General features: G+C 25.8%; 23 protein-coding genes. 2 read left to right on the forward strand and 21 right to left on the reverse strand.

The features are described 5' to 3' along the window. Positions 1–187: 187 nt before the first annotated feature. The 10 genes from EMELA_RS04540 to EMELA_RS03130 all read right to left on the reverse strand — a co-directional run bounded on the left by EMELA_RS04540 (position 188) and on the right by EMELA_RS03130 (position 6,068). Positions 188–340: a lipoprotein gene (locus EMELA_RS04540; protein ID WP_156932114.1), complete on the reverse strand. Its 153-nt coding sequence runs from the start codon at positions 338–340 to the stop codon at positions 188–190. Between the two features lie 211 nt (positions 341–551). Next, entirely contained in the window at positions 552–827 is a 276-nt protein-coding gene (locus EMELA_RS03100) for a hypothetical protein (protein ID WP_028124244.1), read from the reverse strand. Between the two features lie 1,116 nt (positions 828–1,943). After that, on the reverse strand, positions 1,944–2,141 hold the full coding sequence (locus tag EMELA_RS03105) for a hypothetical protein (protein WP_028124245.1): 198 nt from the start codon (positions 2,139–2,141) through the stop codon (positions 1,944–1,946). Positions 2,142–2,236: 95 nt separating this feature from the next. Beyond that, positions 2,237–2,380: a hypothetical protein gene (locus tag EMELA_RS04545; protein ID WP_156932115.1), complete on the reverse strand. Its 144-nt coding sequence runs from the start codon at positions 2,378–2,380 to the stop codon at positions 2,237–2,239. A 100-nt stretch (positions 2,381–2,480) separates the two neighbouring features. Further along, positions 2,481–2,579, reverse strand: coding sequence for a lipoprotein (locus EMELA_RS04975; RefSeq protein WP_169733545.1), 99 nt, complete (start codon positions 2,577–2,579; stop codon positions 2,481–2,483). 150 nt (positions 2,580–2,729) lie between these two features. Continuing rightward, complete coding sequence (locus EMELA_RS03110) at positions 2,730–3,266, reverse strand: hypothetical protein (protein WP_028124246.1); 537 nt, start codon at positions 3,264–3,266, stop codon at positions 2,730–2,732. Positions 3,267–3,583: 317 nt separating this feature from the next. Further along, the gene (locus tag EMELA_RS03115; RefSeq protein ID WP_028124247.1) at positions 3,584–4,027 is read right to left on the reverse strand and encodes a hypothetical protein; all 444 of its coding nucleotides are present in this window, start codon (positions 4,025–4,027) and stop codon (positions 3,584–3,586) included. 62 nt (positions 4,028–4,089) lie between these two features. Next, positions 4,090–4,659, reverse strand: coding sequence for a hypoxanthine phosphoribosyltransferase (hpt, locus tag EMELA_RS03120; RefSeq protein ID WP_034971194.1), 570 nt, complete (start codon positions 4,657–4,659; stop codon positions 4,090–4,092). 75 nt (positions 4,660–4,734) lie between these two features. After that, positions 4,735–5,163 carry a Holliday junction resolvase RuvX gene (ruvX, locus tag EMELA_RS03125; RefSeq protein WP_028124249.1) on the reverse strand — a complete coding sequence of 143 codons (429 nt, stop codon included), beginning with the start codon at positions 5,161–5,163 and terminating at the stop codon, positions 4,735–4,737. Positions 5,164–5,165: 2 nt separating this feature from the next. After that, positions 5,166–6,068, reverse strand: a complete 903-nt coding sequence (locus tag EMELA_RS03130) for a phosphatase PAP2 family protein (protein ID WP_084485305.1) — start codon at positions 6,066–6,068, stop codon at positions 5,166–5,168. A 40-nt stretch (positions 6,069–6,108) separates the two neighbouring features. Between EMELA_RS03130 and EMELA_RS03135 the strand changes: the two genes are divergently transcribed. Then, the gene (locus tag EMELA_RS03135) at positions 6,109–6,462 is read left to right on the forward strand and encodes a hypothetical protein (RefSeq protein ID WP_169733546.1); all 354 of its coding nucleotides are present in this window, start codon (positions 6,109–6,111) and stop codon (positions 6,460–6,462) included. 139 nt (positions 6,463–6,601) lie between these two features. On the opposite strand, the gene EMELA_RS03140 is transcribed toward EMELA_RS03135, so the two are convergent. From EMELA_RS03140 to eno, 6 genes are all read right to left on the reverse strand, one after another. Further along, entirely contained in the window at positions 6,602–9,442 is a 2,841-nt protein-coding gene (locus EMELA_RS03140) for an endo-beta-N-acetylglucosaminidase (RefSeq protein ID WP_156932116.1), read from the reverse strand. Further along, positions 9,442–10,362 (reverse strand): hypothetical protein, encoded by a 921-nt coding sequence (locus tag EMELA_RS03145; RefSeq protein ID WP_028124253.1) that lies wholly within the window; start codon positions 10,360–10,362, stop codon positions 9,442–9,444. The genes EMELA_RS03140 and EMELA_RS03145 overlap by 1 nt, the downstream gene beginning before the upstream one ends. A gap of 13 nt (positions 10,363–10,375) precedes the next feature. Next, positions 10,376–11,248: an ABC transporter permease gene (locus EMELA_RS03150; protein WP_028124254.1), complete on the reverse strand. Its 873-nt coding sequence runs from the start codon at positions 11,246–11,248 to the stop codon at positions 10,376–10,378. Beyond that, a complete protein-coding gene (locus EMELA_RS03155; RefSeq protein ID WP_028124255.1) occupies positions 11,241–11,951 on the reverse strand; it encodes an ATP-binding cassette domain-containing protein in 711 nt (236 codons plus the stop codon). The genes EMELA_RS03150 and EMELA_RS03155 overlap by 8 nt, the downstream gene beginning before the upstream one ends. A 1-nt stretch (position 11,952) precedes the next feature. Then, positions 11,953–13,224 carry a hypothetical protein gene (locus EMELA_RS03160; protein ID WP_028124256.1) on the reverse strand — a complete coding sequence of 424 codons (1,272 nt, stop codon included), beginning with the start codon at positions 13,222–13,224 and terminating at the stop codon, positions 11,953–11,955. A gap of 278 nt (positions 13,225–13,502) precedes the next feature. After that, entirely contained in the window at positions 13,503–14,864 is a 1,362-nt protein-coding gene (gene eno / locus EMELA_RS03165) for a phosphopyruvate hydratase (RefSeq protein ID WP_028124257.1), read from the reverse strand. Between the two features lie 129 nt (positions 14,865–14,993). Between eno and typA the strand changes: the two genes are divergently transcribed. Beyond that, the gene (typA, locus tag EMELA_RS03170) at positions 14,994–16,832 is read left to right on the forward strand and encodes a translational GTPase TypA (protein WP_028124258.1); all 1,839 of its coding nucleotides are present in this window, start codon (positions 14,994–14,996) and stop codon (positions 16,830–16,832) included. Between the two features lie 274 nt (positions 16,833–17,106). Here the strand turns inward: typA and EMELA_RS03175 are convergent, their stop codons facing one another. The 5 genes from EMELA_RS03175 to EMELA_RS03190 all read right to left on the reverse strand — a co-directional run bounded on the left by EMELA_RS03175 (position 17,107) and on the right by EMELA_RS03190 (position 19,486). Beyond that, positions 17,107–17,316, reverse strand: a complete 210-nt coding sequence (locus tag EMELA_RS03175; RefSeq protein WP_028124259.1) for a hypothetical protein — start codon at positions 17,314–17,316, stop codon at positions 17,107–17,109. Positions 17,317–17,373: 57 nt separating this feature from the next. Beyond that, positions 17,374–17,499 (reverse strand): lipoprotein, encoded by a 126-nt coding sequence (locus EMELA_RS04980; RefSeq protein ID WP_169733547.1) that lies wholly within the window; start codon positions 17,497–17,499, stop codon positions 17,374–17,376. 494 nt (positions 17,500–17,993) lie between these two features. After that, positions 17,994–18,095 carry an ASCH domain-containing protein gene (locus EMELA_RS04985; RefSeq protein WP_169733548.1) on the reverse strand — a complete coding sequence of 34 codons (102 nt, stop codon included), beginning with the start codon at positions 18,093–18,095 and terminating at the stop codon, positions 17,994–17,996. 2 nt (positions 18,096–18,097) lie between these two features. Then, positions 18,098–18,619 (reverse strand): NUDIX hydrolase, encoded by a 522-nt coding sequence (locus EMELA_RS03185; protein WP_028124260.1) that lies wholly within the window; start codon positions 18,617–18,619, stop codon positions 18,098–18,100. Positions 18,620–18,679: 60 nt separating this feature from the next. Further along, positions 18,680–19,486 (reverse strand): hypothetical protein, encoded by an 807-nt coding sequence (locus EMELA_RS03190; RefSeq protein WP_028124261.1) that lies wholly within the window; start codon positions 19,484–19,486, stop codon positions 18,680–18,682. Positions 19,487–19,493: the final 7 nt, after the last annotated feature.

The raw sequence follows: 19,493 nt of genomic DNA on the forward strand, positions 1-19,493 counted from the left end.
AAATCAACTGGTTGTGTTTCTCCAATGTTTTATACGATTTCCCCTGAAATCAATGTTGCTTCGTCAGTTGCATGAAACATACACTTCTCTTAGCGTCTGCAGTTGCAACTGTTGTAACAACTGCTATTTATTTTTTATCAAGTTTTTCTAATCCCTTAACTTTTTGTAATTTGCTAATAATCTCCTGCTAATCAGTGTCATTTGTAGCAGTGTATCCATTAAGTGCTTTACTTAAGTCTACAGCTGCTCCAGTTTCATCTTTTGGTCCACAGGCTACTACTAGGCTCGCGCTACTAGCTGCTATACCAGTTGCAGCTAAAATACCTAATAATTTTTTCATTATTTTGTGTTCTCCTAGAATATTCTATTTTTTAATAGTAAATAAGAACTATTTTACTACCATTTTATATAAAGAAAAATATTCCTATAAGGGTCTTTTATGTAAAATTTATTAAATTTTTTAAGCTTTATTTTGTATAATTATCCTATTTTTAAACTAAATTAAAGCAAAAATAAAAGAGATTTAGTTATCTCTTTTAGTTTTTATTCAATTAATCATCTCAATAATATTTTAGTAATGTATTTTCAAAGTACTTATCATCATTTTTATTAACTTTAATTACAGCTTGATATAGATTAGTTGTTTCTAATTTAATTCCTGACACATAAATTCTATTAGTTAATTCAGGATATTTTAAATAAATACTTGCTAATACTCCTTCTTTTGAATTCTCTTTAACTGTAATCATTGTAGGACTTGGAATTAAAGTTCTAATGTTGACTGGAAGCTGAGGTATTTCTTCTTCTTTAAACTGTGTGACATACAAATCAACACTACCTTTATAGTCTATACAAGCTTCTGTTACACTTAATTTTCATTCATTGTCTTGTAGAAGTTCTAAAATCAGATCTTCAATCTTTAAGACAGGATAATTATTAATTATTTTATTTAAGATATTTTCTTTAATTATTTCTTCATTTTCTCGTAATAATATAATGAGGGTTAATAATTAATTTTTTAACTCTTGTTTTATATTTACATTTCAATAATACTTTACTAACGTATTCCCAAAGTATTTGTCATCATTTTTATTAACTTTAAGCAAAGCTTGAAATAGATGTGTTTCTAGTTTATCTACTTTCACAATTCCTACATCATCAATTTTTGAGACATATAATCTTGATTGTAAGTATGGGAATTGATCATATACACTATTTAATATTCCAATTTCTAAATTCTCATTAACTGAATCATTGTAGGACTTGGAATTAAAGTTCTTAAATTAATTAATGTTTCTTGAAAATACTTTATTTCTAAAATTACACTACCTGAATATTGTTGGTTCTGTTAATGCTGGTCTTATTTCCCATTTATTATAAGCTATTAATTCAAGTTCTAATTTGGCATCAACTAATTTAGGGTATAAACTTAAAACTTTAGCTAAAATAACATTTTCTGCGGCTTGTTCATTTTTAGCTAAAATAATTTCTGGGTTTAAAATAATTTCACTTAAATCTTTTTTCCTATTTGGGTTTTCTTCTACAATAACATAAAATATTTATGCCTTTATAATATAAATCGCTTTAATCTACATATAACTCTCAACCAGGTGAAAATCTCACCAATCTTAATTTACTTTTATTTAACTCTGGGTATAAAGTACGAATCAAATTTAAAAGATTTTCTTCATTTAAATCCATTCAATTAGGAACAGTGATGAAGTCTTCTTTAAATACTTCATTAAGTTATTTTTTAACTTTGATTTCTGTTCGATTTTTACTACAACATATCATACTAGCACAACTACCAACAACTATTGTTGCGCTAGCCATCAAATATAATAAATGATTCATATGTATTTCCTTTGCGAGGTATATTTCCTCATTAATATTTTAGAAAAATAAAAAATGGTTTTGTATCATTTTAGTTGGATATTTTTAAATTATTTTGATTCACTTAAAACTTCGCCATTTATGATAACTTCAATATCTTTAATTTCTAAAGTGCCTTTTGTATAATCTGCTCACATTGCATCAGTTTTTCCTTTACTTGGAATTGGTGTTGCTGATATAGTAAATATGCTTTTATTATCTTTTACTATAGCTTCAATTTGATTTGTAATTTTAAATTCAACATCCATTAATTGCAATTTTAAAGCTGAGATAATTGCATCTTCATCTTTAAAGGTTTTATCTTTTAAACCTTCTATTACATTAATTGCGTGTTCTTTAACAACTATTGTTGTTTATTAACAACATTAATTTCAACTACAACTAGTCTCGTGTATTTTTTATTTAAACGTTTAACTTGATATGTGTAGTATGGATTTGTTTGTTCAGGATGATCAGTCAAACTTGTATACACTAATTTAACTTCCATTTCCTTTTACCATACGTTTGATCAAGTAGCAATTGAATACCTTCTTGTGTTTTATCTTCAGCATGCTCTACCATTTTAGTAAATTCAAAAACATATCTATTTACATCAGTTTTTCCTTTGGAAGCTTTATTATTTCCACAACAGTTGAACTTGTTGCAGCTAGTGAAACTGCTCCTAACATACTTAATAACTTTTTCATATAACTCCTTAATTATCCAAACAAACTTATTTAGTTTATTTAATAAAAATAAGTATAGTTTAAATTACTTATTGTCTCAACCAATTATAGTGTTAGTAAAAAGCACACATGTAGTGTGCTTAATTAGTTTAGAAAAATTTATTAATGGAATTAAAGTGTACAACTACCATAATAAAGGATTCCTGCTTCTGAAATGATAAATGTTCAATGAGTTTCATCGATTTGTTCTATGATTAAATTAACTTTACTAAGTTCAAGATATTGTTCTTTAATCATTCATTCTACTTCTATTTCATGTAAGTTTATGTCATTAACTTTAATTATCGTTTCAGTAATTATTTCACTAATATGTTTAATTAATTGAATATTTATAATAATTTCTCCATCATATAACAAATTAGATTTATCAACTGTGATCACTCATTGGTCATCTTTATAATCACATTCAAGTGATATATTTATTAATGTTTGATTATTAGTTTTAAAAGCTGTTAAAATGTTTGTTTTATTTACATCAACTATTTTAAACGTAATATTAGGATCAAATGTGTTTGAATTTGTTTTTTGTGAAATGTCCAACTTAATTTGATTTATATAAATTTCTTCATTTAAACTTACTAGTCAAAAACCTTGGTTATTGATTATTGTTAAATATTCTCATTTTAATTCTAAATTTTGATTGATCATTATTAATTCATTTTTAATAATTTGTTCATTTATATCTACACTACTTGAAAAATTTAAATTAGTTTAAAGATTAAAAGTAGTTAAATCAACTGGTTTACTTGTTTTAGGGGATTAGTTTCATTTTTCTCGTTTTACTTGTCTATTTCTGTTGTGGTGTAACTGTACAAGATATTACTGTGCTTAATGCAATAATATATAAACTTGCACTAGCTAATAATGTAATTAATTTTTTCATTCTTTATTCCTTTCATAAGTTTCAACATATTATTAAGAAATAAAAAATAAAAGTATTACTACTTTTACTAAAAAATATTAAATTATTTATTTGTTACTAGCTCATATTTGTCTTGATAATATTTAACCTGTTCTTTTAGTTCAACAATCTCAGCTTTTAGCACTGCAATCTCAGCTTTTAGCACTGCAATCTCAGCTTTTAGTACTGCATTCTCAGCTCTTAATTCATTTATAACATTGATTGCAAATTCTTTAAATTCATCAAATTCTGCTTTAAGTTTAAAATACTCTGCTTTTCAATTAATTCGATTTTCTTTTGGTTTAACATTTTTAACTCTTGTTGTAGTGACTTTCAAAGGATCTGTTAGTTGTTTTGTAATCATTTTAATTTCTTGACTCATTTGTAACTTCTTCTTATCATTTAACAACTTTATTGTATCACTTATATTTTTAGGATTCATTGCAAATACATTTCTAATTTCTTTATGATCTAAATCAACTTCAATTAGTAAACTTAAATTAATCAAAGCATCACCTTAATATGTAATTAAAATTTTATTAAAAAAATGAAAGCAAAATGCTTTCATCATTATCATTTTCAATCTGCTAGTTTATCAGTATCACAAACTGCAATATATGGTAAGTTTCTTAATTTTTCTTGATAATCTAATCCATATCCAATTAGGAAATTTTTTGGAATAGTAAAACAAGTTCAATCTGGTTTAACAGCTACCTTGCGTTCTGTTGGTTTATCTAACATTGTTAAAATTTTAACTGACTTAGCACATTTATTTAATAAATATTTTTGTACAAATTCTAAAGTATAACCAGATTCAACAATATCTTCAACAATTATAATATTACGATCTTTAACAGACATATTAATATCTAAATTAATTTTTGGTTCTCCATTACTTTTTGTTCCACCTAAATATGAACTAACAACCATGAAATCCATATCAATCAAGAAATCAAAGTTCATGCAGAATGTTTGATAAAATGGAACGCATCCTTTTAATAAACCTATTACTAAAATTGAATTGTCATTTTGATAGTTTTCTTCATAATAGGCTTTAATTTCTTTAGCCACTTCAATAGTTCTTTCTTTAATTTGTTCTTCAGTAAATAAAACTTCTTTTACTAATGGGTGTAATTTCATTTGTACTCCTTTTGTTTAATTTGTAATATAAAAATAATACCTATAATTGAATGCTTAATCAATAGGTGAATTATATTATTTATTAATTTTTTCTAAATATGTTTCTAAAATCAGCTGTGCAGCTAAAGTATCCTTATTCTCTTTTTGTTTTTGGCGTGTCAACCCTGCTTCTATCATAATTGATTTAGCCATTTTAGTTGTTCTTCTTTCATCAATACGAATAATTTGATCTGCTTTTATTTGTGGGTTATATATTAAAAAGCCTTCAATAAAATAATCAACCATTTCAGCGCGTTCACCAATACTACCATCCATGTTTTTTGGATAACCAAAAACAAAAGTATCAAAAGTTCTATCTTTAATAAATTCTGTTAAGCTTTCAACTCCAGCTTCAAAGTTTCATTCTTCAAACTTTAAATTAACTTCTTTTTTTGCAACTGTTCCTGTTGAAGAAGCTAGTCCAATTGTTTTACTTCCAAGATCTAATCCTAAAATATTACTCATGACTACCTCCTAGTTTTTTGTTTACTAGTTTTAAAAAAACAATTTTCAAATAGTAAATATCAACTAACTGCAATAATTGTTGCAAATGTAATATCTGTTAAGAAATGTTTTCCTAAAATCATTCTTGAAGTTCCAACTAAAATTGCAAATATGAAAGAAATTAAAATTATTCCGTAATAATATAATGAATCTTTCTTAAATAATAATGCTAGCCCCAAAATAGTAATCGCACTAGTTGTATGTCCTGATGGGAAAGATTTGTTTTTACCAAACCCATATGTATAAGTAATATTTCATCATTCCCTAAAATCTATTTCACTTTCTGAATTTAAAATGTTTGTAGTAATTGGTCTTGGTCTTGAAAAAATGTTTTTTAAAAGTTCTGTTGTTAATATGATTGCAATAATATAACAAATTACTAATCCCACTTTTCAAGCAAAGTTCTTTTGATCAGTAAAGTTTGCATTTAATTTATAAAAAATTGATGTAGCTATAAAGATTAATCAAAATACAATAGTGTTAAAAATATCAACGCTTAGTTCATGAATATGTAGATTTTGATTTTTTCTCATTAAAGGTGTAAACAAGTAAAATAAAGTTGCTGCATAAATTACTGTAAAATAAACTACTTTAAAAATAAAAGTTTGTACTGAATATTCTTTGTATTTATTTTCTAATCATATGATAATCCCAACAATACAAAAATTGACTGGAATTAAAAATGTTAACTGCCCAAATTTATCAAACGCATAACCAAAACATGATTCTTTTTGATAAATTTCTTTTGCAATTTGTGCATCTAAAAAAGTACCTACCATGAAAATAGTAAATAATGCTATACCAATGCTTATAAATAAATATAAATATGATTTCTTTCAATTTTCTCTATCAATTCGTAGTTTCATACATTTAATTATACTTAAATTATTTTTTTTAAGATATCTAGTGTTAAAATATATTTCCAAAGAGGTAGTTTATAATAAATTATGAAAACTTATTAGATTTCCTAAAAAAAGTGTATGACGAGAGTTTGTTACAGAAAAAGTTACTGCTGGAGCTGTTGCTTGCGTAATTGTAACAAAAGATAACAATATTTATACAGGAGTTTCTGTTGTTATGGATTGTGCACTTGGAACTTGTGCTGAAAGATCTGCTGCTTATCAAATGATCAAAAATAACGAAACAGAAATTCAAACAATTTTAACAATCGGAAGAAGTAGTTATATCTACCCACCTTGTGATGCATGTTTAGGATTAATTAAATTAATTAATCCAAATAACATAAATACTAAATTTTAAATGTCAAAAAATCAAACCTTATCATTAAAAGAATTAATGATTAAAAACTGACAAGATAAAGAAAGTATTAAAAAGTATTAAAATTAATACATTTTAAAAAATGGAAGTACTCTACTCCCATTTTTCTATATTTAAATAGCTATTTATAATTATATTTTGTACTGAAATCAGCAAAATTAATTTTTCCTATTTTTCCATTTTTATATTTAGGTTGAACACCAACATAAATATTTTCATTAGATGATTCATCTAATTCTCTTAGATAATACCTGTTTTGTGAAGTTTGACCAACTCTATATCAGTTATTTTTATCTGTTGAATAATATACTTGATAATAATCAACTGCTTCTTGGTTTTTATCATTTCAATTAAATCTTATATTTATATTATTTTTTGAAGATTTTCTTTTTACAATATATTCATTTTTAATATTAACAATTTCATCTTGAATATCTTCATACGGTTCAGTATTGTTTTTGTCAATCTTAAATCCACCTACATTAAAAATAAACGGTGTCTCAGATCCATTTTCTCCAGGATTAATTTCTATTCCTAATTTTGCTATTCTTTTGTCCTTTGAAATGCCATTTAACTTTGATAAATCAGAAGATATTTTATATCAACCATCTTGATTTTCTTCTACTGTTGATTCTAAAACTATTGGTTGAGCATCATCATTTTCAGAAGTTAACTCAGAAGTTATTACAGTTATTTTGGTATTTTCGGCAATTTTTTTTATCATTTCATTAGATGAAGCTTTATTTGTATCTTCATCTGTTGACTTAACATAAAAACTAACTGTATAATCATTATTTTGTAAATTAGAACCCATTATATTTCAATAGTAAGGATTATTTTCTCAGTTTCCTGGTTTTACTGTTCCTTCTTTATCAAAATCATATCCCATACCTATTGCTAGTGAATTTCCTTTTTGATATGCATCATAATAATCATAGTATCCTGTTAATTGACCCTGATTAGTAATTTTACTTACATTTTTAATTCCATCTGATGTTACAACTTTAGTTGTATTAGGATTTTCTTTACTTGACCAAAAATCCCATTGATAAGTTGGCGAAACATCAGCTAACCTTGAATTTGTTCATGGATATATTTTATCATTTATTCTTAGCCCATTAAAATCTCTATTAACAAATTGAATACCAGAACCAGTAGAAAAATAAGTTTCTAAAGTTGGATCATTTTCAATTTCCTTAACTTCAGTAGAATCTAACTGACTATAGTCATTTGAAATAACGCTGTCTGCAACAACTGTTTTTTCTCAGTAAACATTTCCTATTCCATAACTGTTAATTTTTTTACCTTCATTTTCTTTTCCTATATCGCCCATTGAAAATTCATATGAAATAGTGTTATTTTTTTTATCAAATTTTTCATATTTAAGTCTAGGATCATTTTGATAAATTCCTGCAATTGACTGTTTACCTTGTGAAATTAATTTATCATACCCATCAGCATTGTTTTCTAAGTAACTATTTGATCCAAAGAATTGATATCCTGAATATAAATTTGAAACTTCTTGTTGCATTAAGTAAACTTTATAATCATCATTTTTTTTATTTGAAGTACTTAAATAGTAATTTTTGAAATCCTTTGCATATTCATTTGCTCCACCTGAACCAAAAATTGAAAATGAGTTATTAGCTTTTCCAAAACCATTAATATTTCCATTTTCGTCTTTTGTTTTTTCAAATATCAAATTTCTTACATCATAGTTACCAACACCTGGAATATTTGTACTTTCATTTAGAAGTGAATAAATTGTTTTTCTTTTAGATTCATCTCCATTTCAAATATTATTTAAGTATGTCTCAAAATTTGAAACATCATTAGTAATAGTAAAATCGAGTTGCATTTCACTAGCATATCTTGCAGCATCAATTGTTTTTTTTGAGTATGGTTTATTGTTTACAGGATCATAATCAAGCGTTCCATCATTGGTGTAATATACAATATGCAATCTTTTTCCCAATTCAGACTCTAAATCAATTGCTCTCTTATTGAAATCATGCATTATTTCATTAATTTCAGAATTCTTAATGACGTAGCCATCACCTTGAGATCCATTAGCTTCATTGTTGATCATTCAACCATCAAAATTATACTTTAAACATTGCTCAATTAAAATATCAACTATTTTAAAATCTCCTTTGGAATTTTTTTCTAAAAGATTTTTTAAAGATTCACGCGTTAAATCTTCTCACCCTGACATGTACCATAGACCTAGTACAGGTATACCATTTTTATGCATGTAATCAGTGTAATCTGCAAATGAAGCTGTAATTCATCCTTTATTTGTAATTGCAGGCCATGTGTACATTTCATGAATATATGAAAGATTAGATAGATTTCCACCAAAAGGGTTTTTAGTTCCAACCATAGAGCTAGAAGCATTTGAGGGATCATGAAACATATTAAAAAATGTATCTTTTTGTTGAGATTTAACACTATTTTTGGCTACATAATTTCTTCCTCTTAAATCATAAGAAGCTTGATTATAATAAAGATCTAAATCTGATCCATCGTTTCAATTCAGAATTGAATTTATATACGAATGTTTTCTAGCTTTTGAACTTAAGCCAAAGTCTAATCATTTATTTCCATTAGGTCTATAAGATTTAATAACTGGTGCTCCTGTTGTTGCTTGTTTTTTAACAAAATTAGCACCTTTATAAGATGTTGAATAAATATCATAATTAAAAATATTATCAACAGGCCCCTGGATTCCAGAAATTTGATTAAGTTGTGAATTTTCAAGTTTCATACCATTTTTTACAAAATCATCATACTTTCAGTTATATCCATCACCATCTTGGGTCTGGCCTTTTGATCAATCAAAATCTTCAAATGTTTCCAAATAATCTCTTGTCGAAGAATCTCCAATATTACATGAAACAACATTGAAAACAGTACTTGCAACTATTGTGATTGTTGCTGCTAAAGTTAGTATTTTTTTCATTATCATATACCTTTCTTATTAAAAATTTGAATTAGCATGAAAAAAGCTATAGTTCAAACTGTAGAAAAAAATAGAGTAGTTGGCAAAATCATTCAAATTTTATTTGTTAAGAATGTGTAAGGAACTTCAAGGTTAGGGCTAACTATTGTTTCTAATATATTATAATTTGCAAATGTAGTATTGGTAAATAAGGAAATGAATAATCATTGAAATGATTTTGCAGGTATTAAGTAACCAAAAATATTATAAATCATTTGCGCACGTTTATTTGTAACTAAATTTATATCTAAAGCAACATCTGCTAGACCAAAAAATAATATTATTAAAACAAAGTTTATTGCTTGTATTAAAACAATTGATTTTATTTTTAATGATGTAATATAAGAAATGTTAAAAATTAAAAACAAATATAATGTGAAAAATAATATTAACAATATAATAGCAGATAGAAAAGTTAAATATTCATAAAAATTTCCTTTAATTATATAAAAACCTGCCATGTTTCAAAATGTTACTGTAAAATTTTTAATTTCTAAAAAGTAATCAATTATAAATAGTGAAAATATTGAAAAAATAAGTGAAATTAAAGTTAATAAAGAAATTGAAATAAAAATTGAAAAGTAAAAATTAGTTTTGCTTATTGAAAAAAATTTAGATTGTTTTATTAATATACTTTCTTTTCAGTTAACTAATGTTGAAGAAAAAGCAAATAGTGAAAAAGTAAAAGGTATAATCAAAAGATTATATATTTGTCCAGATTTTTCTGAAAAATCGTCTTGTCCAAAAGAAGTTTTTATTAAATATATTGCTAAAACGATAAAAATAGGCAATATAATTGAAAATAAATAATTTCTAAATGATTTAAAAGTTGAATATAATGTGTAAACTAATACATTTTGAAATGGAATTTTATCTTTCATATTTTTTCCTTTCTTACTTTCATTTAAAAAATTTAACTGATAAATAACACATTACAATTATAAATAATACTGAAATGGCTAAAAGAATTCACAAATTTGAAATAAACAGTGTTGTCTCAGAATGAGACTCATCAAAAATTATTTGTTGTATTCCACCTTTAAAATCAATAAATGTGTATGACGAAACAATTAGCAAACTTCAAACTACGTATTTTGAAATAAATAAATAGCCTAAATAATTAAAAATACCTCATCTTGCAGAAATAAATGAAGGAATAACTGTGTCTGACATTGTTAAAAATAGTAAAAATAAAATTAAAGGCACTGACATTCTAATATTCTTACTTTTAAATAAATCTGATATTGTTGAGGATAAAAGAAATGCAGAACTGACACAAATAAATGATACTCCAAAAAACCAAATTCACATTCATCAGTTTAAATCTAAAATGTAATAAAATTTAACTCTTATGAACAGTAGAGATATTAAGTATGTCGCAAATATAACAATAATTTCAGAAACAAATGTAAAAAAAGCAGCACATAACATAAATGAAAAAACAATAGATCATTTCTTTATACCCAAAAATTTAATTCGTTTTAAAAGCGAAGTATCTTTTCATTCAATTAAAAATATTACAAAATAGGTTGCTGATACAAAAGAAGGAATAATGAAAATAGCTAGCATTTGAGGTGGTAATAATTCATAAGAACTATAAAAAGTTGAATATCCTATAAAACAAATTATTGTTATTATTAGTGAACCTAAAATAATAAAAACTCATGCTCTTTCATTTTTAATTGATGAAATAAAACTAGCTCTAAAGATTTTTGAAAAATTATTGGTGCTAGTTTTAAAACTTTGATTATAATTTACCTTATCCATTTATTTTTCCTTCAAAATAAAGTGTTAAAAAGTTTCTAATTGAACCATATTGCTTTTTTAGTTGATCTACTGTTTTATCAATAAACAGAGTTCCACTATTTAATACTACTACTCTTTTACAAATTTGTTCTATTTCTTCAGGGATATGAGATATAACTATTAAAGTTATTTTTTCTGTTTTTCTCATTTTATCAAAAAAATTAATTAATTTGATTTGCATTTTTAAATCTAAACCAGTAATCAATTCATCTAATATTAGCACATTTGGTTTATTTATAACTGACAGCATCGAGTTGAATCTTTGTTGCTCTCCTCCTGAGCAATCAGATATTCTTTTTTTAATAATTGTTTCAACTTCAAATATATTTATTAGATCCAAAATATAATTATCTTTTTTTCATTTTTTACCAACAAAAAGATTTAGTAAATCAATTCCTCTAGTATTGAATGGTCAACTACCATTTTGAAATTGCATACCAATTTTTTCCTGTACCGAATTGTCCTTTTTATTTTCAGAATTATAAAAATTAATTTCTCCTTCTGAATATTCACTAACTCCAGAGATTATTTCAACTAATGTTGTCTTACCTGCTCCATTTGCTCCTAATATACCAATAGATTCTCCATCTTTAATATTCAAATTAATTCTGTCAAGAACAACATTATTTCCATATTTTTTGGTAAGATTTTTAATTTCTATCATACTAGCTCATTTCCTCCATCGTAAACATTAACAGATTTCATGTTTTTTCAACAAAACCACGCATTGTTTTGTTTAAATCTATTCAAGGGTTGAACGATAATCTTTCTCTATTTTCTTTATTATTATTTGTTTCTTTTAAATGTTTATCTATAATTGGCTCATCTGTACTTTTGTTATATTCAAGTTCATTATTTTGATCATAACTAACATAAACTATTCTCTGATTGTTGTTTTCAACAGTAAACATAAAAATTCTTAAATCATAGTATGAATTATATTTATATGCGTAATATAATAAGGAACCAGGTGTTGCTCCTGAATATTTAAATGGGTCATTTGCGCCTGTTAAAGGACTTCCTTTTTGTTGATAATTTGGTGATTTTGAATCTATGAAATCTATATAACTTAAAGCTATTTCGCAATAAATCTTAATTAAATTGTTAGCTATATAGCAATTTAAATCCAAATCGTTTGAATTGTATTGGTTTCAATCTCACACTTTGTATTGAAGCATTTCATCAGAATCATATGCTCTTATTTGAATTTCTAACTTATTTCTTAAATATCCAGGATCATAAATATCAAGTATTTCGTCACCTTTTTTTGCTTTAAAGTATACTGGTATATCTGAATTTGATTGATTTGAAACATTTTCACTAGTTATAAGTTCTGTAGTTCTAAAGAATATATTATCTGTTCCTTCTTTGTTACTTAATTTAACATAGTCCTTTTGTCCGTCATTATATAAATCACTTTTATCTGTATATAATATTTCAAGCCTTGGATCAGAATTGCTTACATAAATGGTATATCCAGCATTCTCTAAAGCTGTAAAATTTGCTATTTCATATCTACCAATTTCATGTAATTCTGAAGCTGTTGGTTTATTGTGACCCATAACTTGTAAACCTAAATAAATAGCATCAGTTAAACTTGTTTTATTTCTGATTGGTTTTTTATCAAAATTAGCATTCAATGCATTCGTATCTTTTTTTAAAATTGATTTTACTAATCTTTCCATTTTTAATTTATATTGTCAATCATATGCTGCAGAAAATGAACTTGAGTCACTTAATAATTTTTCCCAACTTTTTCTAAATAAAGGTGATAATGGAATATCATTAAAATTTAAAAGATTTTCTAATTGATTACCAGAAAATTTTCCTTCTTTTTTAAAAGAATTTTCTATTAAAGAATATGCTGAGTATACTGGTAGTGAACTTACAATTAAAAAAGCAGCAATAGTAGGCAATATAATTTTATTTTTAAGCATTTCCACATCTCCCATTTATAATACAGTGTATATTTTCAATTATAAATTACTATATCAAAAAAAGCTTATAAATGTTACAAGATATACAAAAAACCAAAAAATGAGACAAAAACTTACTTTAAAGTATTTTATATAAGATAAAAAAAATAAGAACTAAAATAATTATTATTATCATATTATTTTTGAATTAATTATTGCATTTTATTTTGCATAAATATTATTTAAGTTAATAAAAAAACCAAGCATTGCTTGGTTAGAATAATTATTTTTTAAATTAATTATTTATTAATTTTTAAGTTGTAGAATGTTGCATATCCATCGTAGATTGCATCTTCACCTAATTGGTCTTCAATTTGTAATAATCTGTTGTATTTTGCAATTCTATCTGAACGTGACATTGATCCTGTTTTGATTTGTCCTGAATTAAATGCTACAGCTAAGTCAGCGATTGTTGCGTCTTCTGTTTCTCCTGAACGGTGTGAAACAACTGCAGTTCAACCAGCTTTTTGAGTCATAGTAATAGCTTCAACAGTTTCTGATAATGTTCCAATTTGATTTAATTTAATTAAAGTTGAGTTTGCAGCGTCTTTGCTGATTCCTTCTTTAATAAATCTTGGGTTTGTTGTAAATAAGTCATCTCCAACGATTTGAACTCTATTTCCAATTTTACTTGTTAATTTAACGAATCCATCTCAGTCTTTTTCACTTAATCCATCTTCAATTGAAATAATTGGGTAGTTGTTTACTAAATTTTCTAAGTAAGCAATCATTTCATCTGTTGTAAATGATCAATCTTGACCAGTAACTTTTTCAATTTTTTTGAAGTGGTATTTTTTATCTTCAAAGTATAATTCTGATGAAGCACAGTCCATTGCGATCATGATTCCATCTTTACCTAATTTGTAACCAGCTTTTGTAATTGCTTCAACTAATAAGTCTAATGCAATTTCAGCAGGTGTTTTAGATTTAAATGAAGCTAAATCTTGTTTTGCGTATGCTCATGAGAAGTGAGGAGCAAATCCACCTTCATCTCCAACAGCAGTAATATCACCTTTAGCGTTTAATAATGATTTTAATGCTTGAAATGTTTCTGATGATCATCTTAATGCTTCTTTGAAAGTTGGTGCTCCAACTGGCATAATCATAAATTCTTGGAAGTCGATTGCTGAGTCAGCATGTTCTCCACCATTAATAACATTTAACATTGGAACAGGTAAACGTTTTGCTTGAACTCCACCAATGTATCTATATAAAGGAACTTCTAATTCACTTGCTGCTGCGTGAGCTGCTGCTAATGAAACGGATAACATTCCGTTTGCTCCTAATTTTTTCTTAAATTCAGTTCCATCTAATTTGATCATAACTCTGTCAATTCCTAATTGGTCTTGTACATCATGTCCAATTAAAACTGGTGCAATTTTATCATTTACATTTGCAACTGCTTTTAAAACACCTTTACCATTGTAACGTGCTTTGTCTCCATCTCTTAATTCTAAAGCTTCGTTTTCTCCAGTCGATGCTCCTGATGGTGCTTTGGCAATTCCATATCCACCAAATTCAGTTCATAATTCAACTTCAACAGTTGGAGTTCCACGTGAGTCTAATACTTCACGTGCAATAATTTTCTCAATTCTTGACATATAATTTCCTCTCTTTATTTAAAATTGTGTATTTATCTCCTTAATTATATTCTTTTTTTAAAAAAAATTAAATAAAAATTATCCCTTAAAATATGATATTATTTAAAAGTTATATAAAAGGAGAACAAAATGTCAAATCAAAAAATTATTAACATTGCGGTTATTGCCCACGTTGATGCTGGTAAATCAACATTAGTTGATGCACTTTTAAAGCAAGGTGGAGCTTTTAGAGATAACCAAGAAGTTGTAGAACAAATTATGGATTCAAACGATCAAGAAAGAGAACGTGGGATTACTATTTATTCAAAAAACTGTGCTATTGAGTACAAAGGAACAAAAATTAACATCGTCGATACTCCAGGTCACGCTGACTTTTCAAGTGAAGTTGAACGTATTATGAAAACTGTTGATACTGTTATTTTATTAGTGGATTCAAGTGAAGGACCAATGCCTCAAACACGTTTTGTTTTATCTAAAGCATTAGAGTTAGGATTGAACCCAATCTTAATGATTAATAAAATAGATAAAAAAGATCAAAGAGCAGAAGAAGTTGTTGAAGAAGTATTAGAGTTATTTATGGAATTAGACGCTACTGATGAACAATTAAACTTCACTACATTATATGGAATTGCTCGTGAAGGGATTGCTCAATTAAGTTTAGATGAAAAAGGAATTGATCTTTCACCAATGTTTGAAACTATTATTGAACAAATTGGAACATACCCAATTGAATTAGCTGACAAACCATTAAAAATGCAAGTTAGCTCATTAGCTTATGATTCATTTATTGGAAGATTAGGAATTGGGAGAATCTTTGAAGGCAAAATTACTGAAGGACAAACTGTTAGTGTTGTTAAAAATAATAGTGAAGTTAAACAAGCTAAAATTTCTAAATTAACAGTTTATCAAGGTTTAAATAAAGTTAATGTTAAAGAAGCATATGCTGGAGACATTATTACTTTTGCTGGAATCGATCATATTTCAATTGGAGATACTATTAATGAATTAAATAATATTAATCCAATGGAACCAATTACAATTGAAGAACCTACAATGAGTATGAACTTTTTGGTTAACACTTCTCCTTTCGCTGGAAAAGTTGGTAAGTTTGTTACTTCAAGAAATATTAAAGAACGTTTAGAAAAAGAATTAGAAGTAAACGTTGGTTTAAAAGTTAAACCATTAGACAACCCAACTATTGAAGGGTTCAAAGTTTTAGGGCGTGGAGAACTTCATTTATCTGTTTTAATTGAACAAATGAGAAGAGAAGGTTTTGAATTAGCTATTTCTAAACCAGAAGTTATTTTCAAAAAAGGTGAAAATGGAACTTTATTAGAACCAATGGAAAAAGTTATATTAAACATTCCAACAGAATATTCAGGAACTGTTATTAATAAGTTAAACCAACGTAAAGGTTTAATGACAGATATGGATTCAGATGGTGTTAGAGATAAAATCGTTTATAACATTCCTTTAAGAGCATTAATTGGATTCAGAAGTGAATTTACAAATGATACTCATGGTGAAGGAATCATGGTTAGAAGCTCAAACGGATTTGAAGCATACAAAGGTGAAATTGAATCACGTAAAAATGGAGTACTTATTTCAATGGCAGCTGGTAAAACATTGCCTTATGCTTTAAATAACTTAGAAGAACGTGGAATTCTATTTGTTGGACCTCAAGTCGAAGTTTATGATGGAATGATCGTTGGACAACACTCAAGAGACAATGATTTAGAAGTTAATCCAACAACTGGTAAAAAATTAACTAACACTCGTGCGAGTGGTAGTGACGACTCAGTTAAATTAACTCCACCAAAATTAATGACTTTAGAAGAAGCATTAGAATACATTGAATGAGATGAGTTAGTTGAAGTTACACCAGAAGATATTCGTTTAAGAAAAAGATGATTATCAAATACTGAAAGACGTCAACACAGAAACGATAATAAAAAAGTTTTTGAATAAAATAAAATGAACTTATATTGAGTTCATTTTATTTTGCTTTCTTACATTGTTATTAATTAAAATAATTATATATTCTAAAATAATGAAATATAAATCCATGTTAATCAATTTTTGGAGGATTAATGATCTTAGAGCATAAACCATTATACTTTTCATTTTTATTTTCAACTTTAATAGAAAACTTTGAATCGTTGATGAAACCAATATTTAAATTTGTTTCATCATCAGTTAATAATTTTAATAATTTTCCAAAATTACTGATATCTTTTTCACTTTAATTTTCATATTGTATACCATATTTTTCATCGTTTCGTTCATATCAATAATGCTTACCCTTTTGTTTTAAATTATTTAATTCATTATTTTCAGCTGATTTTAATCATGTTTTTAATTCATTTTGATTATTTGGTGTAACTGATTCATTGATTATTTCATTTTCAGCTGACCATATAAAAAATATAGCTTCAATAAGTGGATATTGCATACTCTCTTTTGTATTTAAACTTGAGTCATTATATTCATATATTTATAAGATCTTTTATTAAATTCTGTACTCTTTCATTATTTTGCTAACTAATGAATTGTCATTTTGTCCACATGAAATAACAGTTGTTGTTCCTGTGGCTACCAACCCAAGCGCTCCTAATATTGCTATTAATTTTTTCACAATATTATCTCCTTTTCTTATAAAATAGACATACGTCCCAAAATGATTATTACAAAAAACTCGTTTAATACGTAAAATTTCAAAAGTAATTTAATTTTTTTATAAGATAATAGCAAAAAAATAAAACTACAACACTTCTAATTTTAATTTACATCTAAATGCTTTTACATTGTCTTCTTTAATATATAATTTAAATTTTCTTCAATATAGAAATATACATAAAATTTTGTGATGCTTTAAAATCATAATTATTTTTAAAATCTTTGTATTTTAAAGGTTTCTTAAATTCTTTGTAATCTAAAATTTCCATTACATACCAACCTTCTCTATGTGCTATTCACTCATTCATTACATTATAAGCATTAATAGAATTTTTAACTTAATTTAAATAAAATACTGAAGCATCTTCCTTATTCATTCAAATTTTACTTTTAATTTTTATATATCCATAAATCCTTGCATCTATTTTTTGGAATATAAATGTATATTTTAGTTTATTCATTAACTTGCGGAAATTTAAATCTATATTCGTATTTCTTTTTTCCTTCTTTAATTAGGTCAAAATATTCCTTTTTCATTGATATTAAAATATTCATAATTAATTTCCTTTATAAGAACTATCTGTGTCTTTAAATGTAAACATCATTTCAATAATAGATTCATGTAATGGTATAAACTCATTTGTATTAGTCATTTTTATTATTTCAGCTTTACTAGCTCATTTCACTTCAGCAACTTCTTCTTTTTGTAAAACTAAATCATTTAGATTTAAATCTTTTTTAATTAAATAAATATCATTAAAATCTTCATAGAAATTAATTGTAAATGCTGGTCTAATCTTTGAGAAATCTATATTTATCCCTAATTCTTCTTTTGCTTCTCTTGCTGCTGTTTGTTGACTTGTTTCACCAGTTCAAACTGATCCACTAACTGATGGAGTTCATTTGTTTGTTCAATAAGTTCTTTCTTTTGCAACTTTTTGAATAAGCATTTCATTATTTGAATTAAAGATTCCGATTACTATTTTTCTTTTGTAACAACCTTCAGGAACTTTAGTTCCTCTTATCATTGTTTTGTCTGTTTTTATTCCATTCATATCATATAAATCTAAAACTTCCATAAGCACCTCATTATTTTAAGATAATAACAAAAAATAGCGCTTATGCGTTATTTTTATTTATTATTCTTCATTAATTATTTTAAATGCTTCAAGTTCTTTATATCGATCAATGATATTAACTCGATAAAAGTTTTCAGGTAACCCTTTAGTTTCAACATATTGATATTCAAGATGTTCTTTTAATAAAATTAAACGATCAAAAATGATTTCATATTTAATTAATACAGCAATAAATTTATTTGCACTTTCAATCATGTCATCAAGTAAATCAATTACTAAATCATCAAATCCATCAATTGTATTTGATAGGTATTCTAATAATTGATATGCTATATCTAACTTGTCATCTTTTTCAGTATATTTACTGAATCTCTTAATTAGTTCAATTAGGTCATCTCAACAATATTTAAATTCAGCAGGAACTTCAGTATTTCTAACTAAAGTAATTAGTTCTTCATAATATTTTTCAGTTAGTTCTAAAAATGCTTTATTAATAGAAACATCTATTCCATTTTCATCAATCGCATTATATGAATTTTTGCTGATTTCATTATAAACTTTAACAAAATCACAAGTGACCTGATATAAACCACTCATTCTTAAATGAAATACTCCGCTAATAAAAGATTTAATGTATTCTTTTGTTTTACAAATTTCTTCACTTTCAAGAAAACCGGGTAAATTATCTACTTCAAATGCTGATCTGTTATTTTCAATAAAAGTGTAATAATTTGGATTCTGTGATCAAATTACTTTTAAATCATAAACTTCATCAAAAATAATATTATTTTCTGTTGTATTAATTTGAATATATCAATCATCATTTAAAAATTGCATTAGTCAATCTTCATATTTAAATTTACTCATTATTGTC

Origin of the sequence: Mesoplasma melaleucae (assembly GCF_002804105.1) — a bacterium.
GTDB lineage: Bacteria > Bacillota_I > Bacilli_A > Mycoplasmatales > Mycoplasmataceae > Mesoplasma > Mesoplasma melaleucae.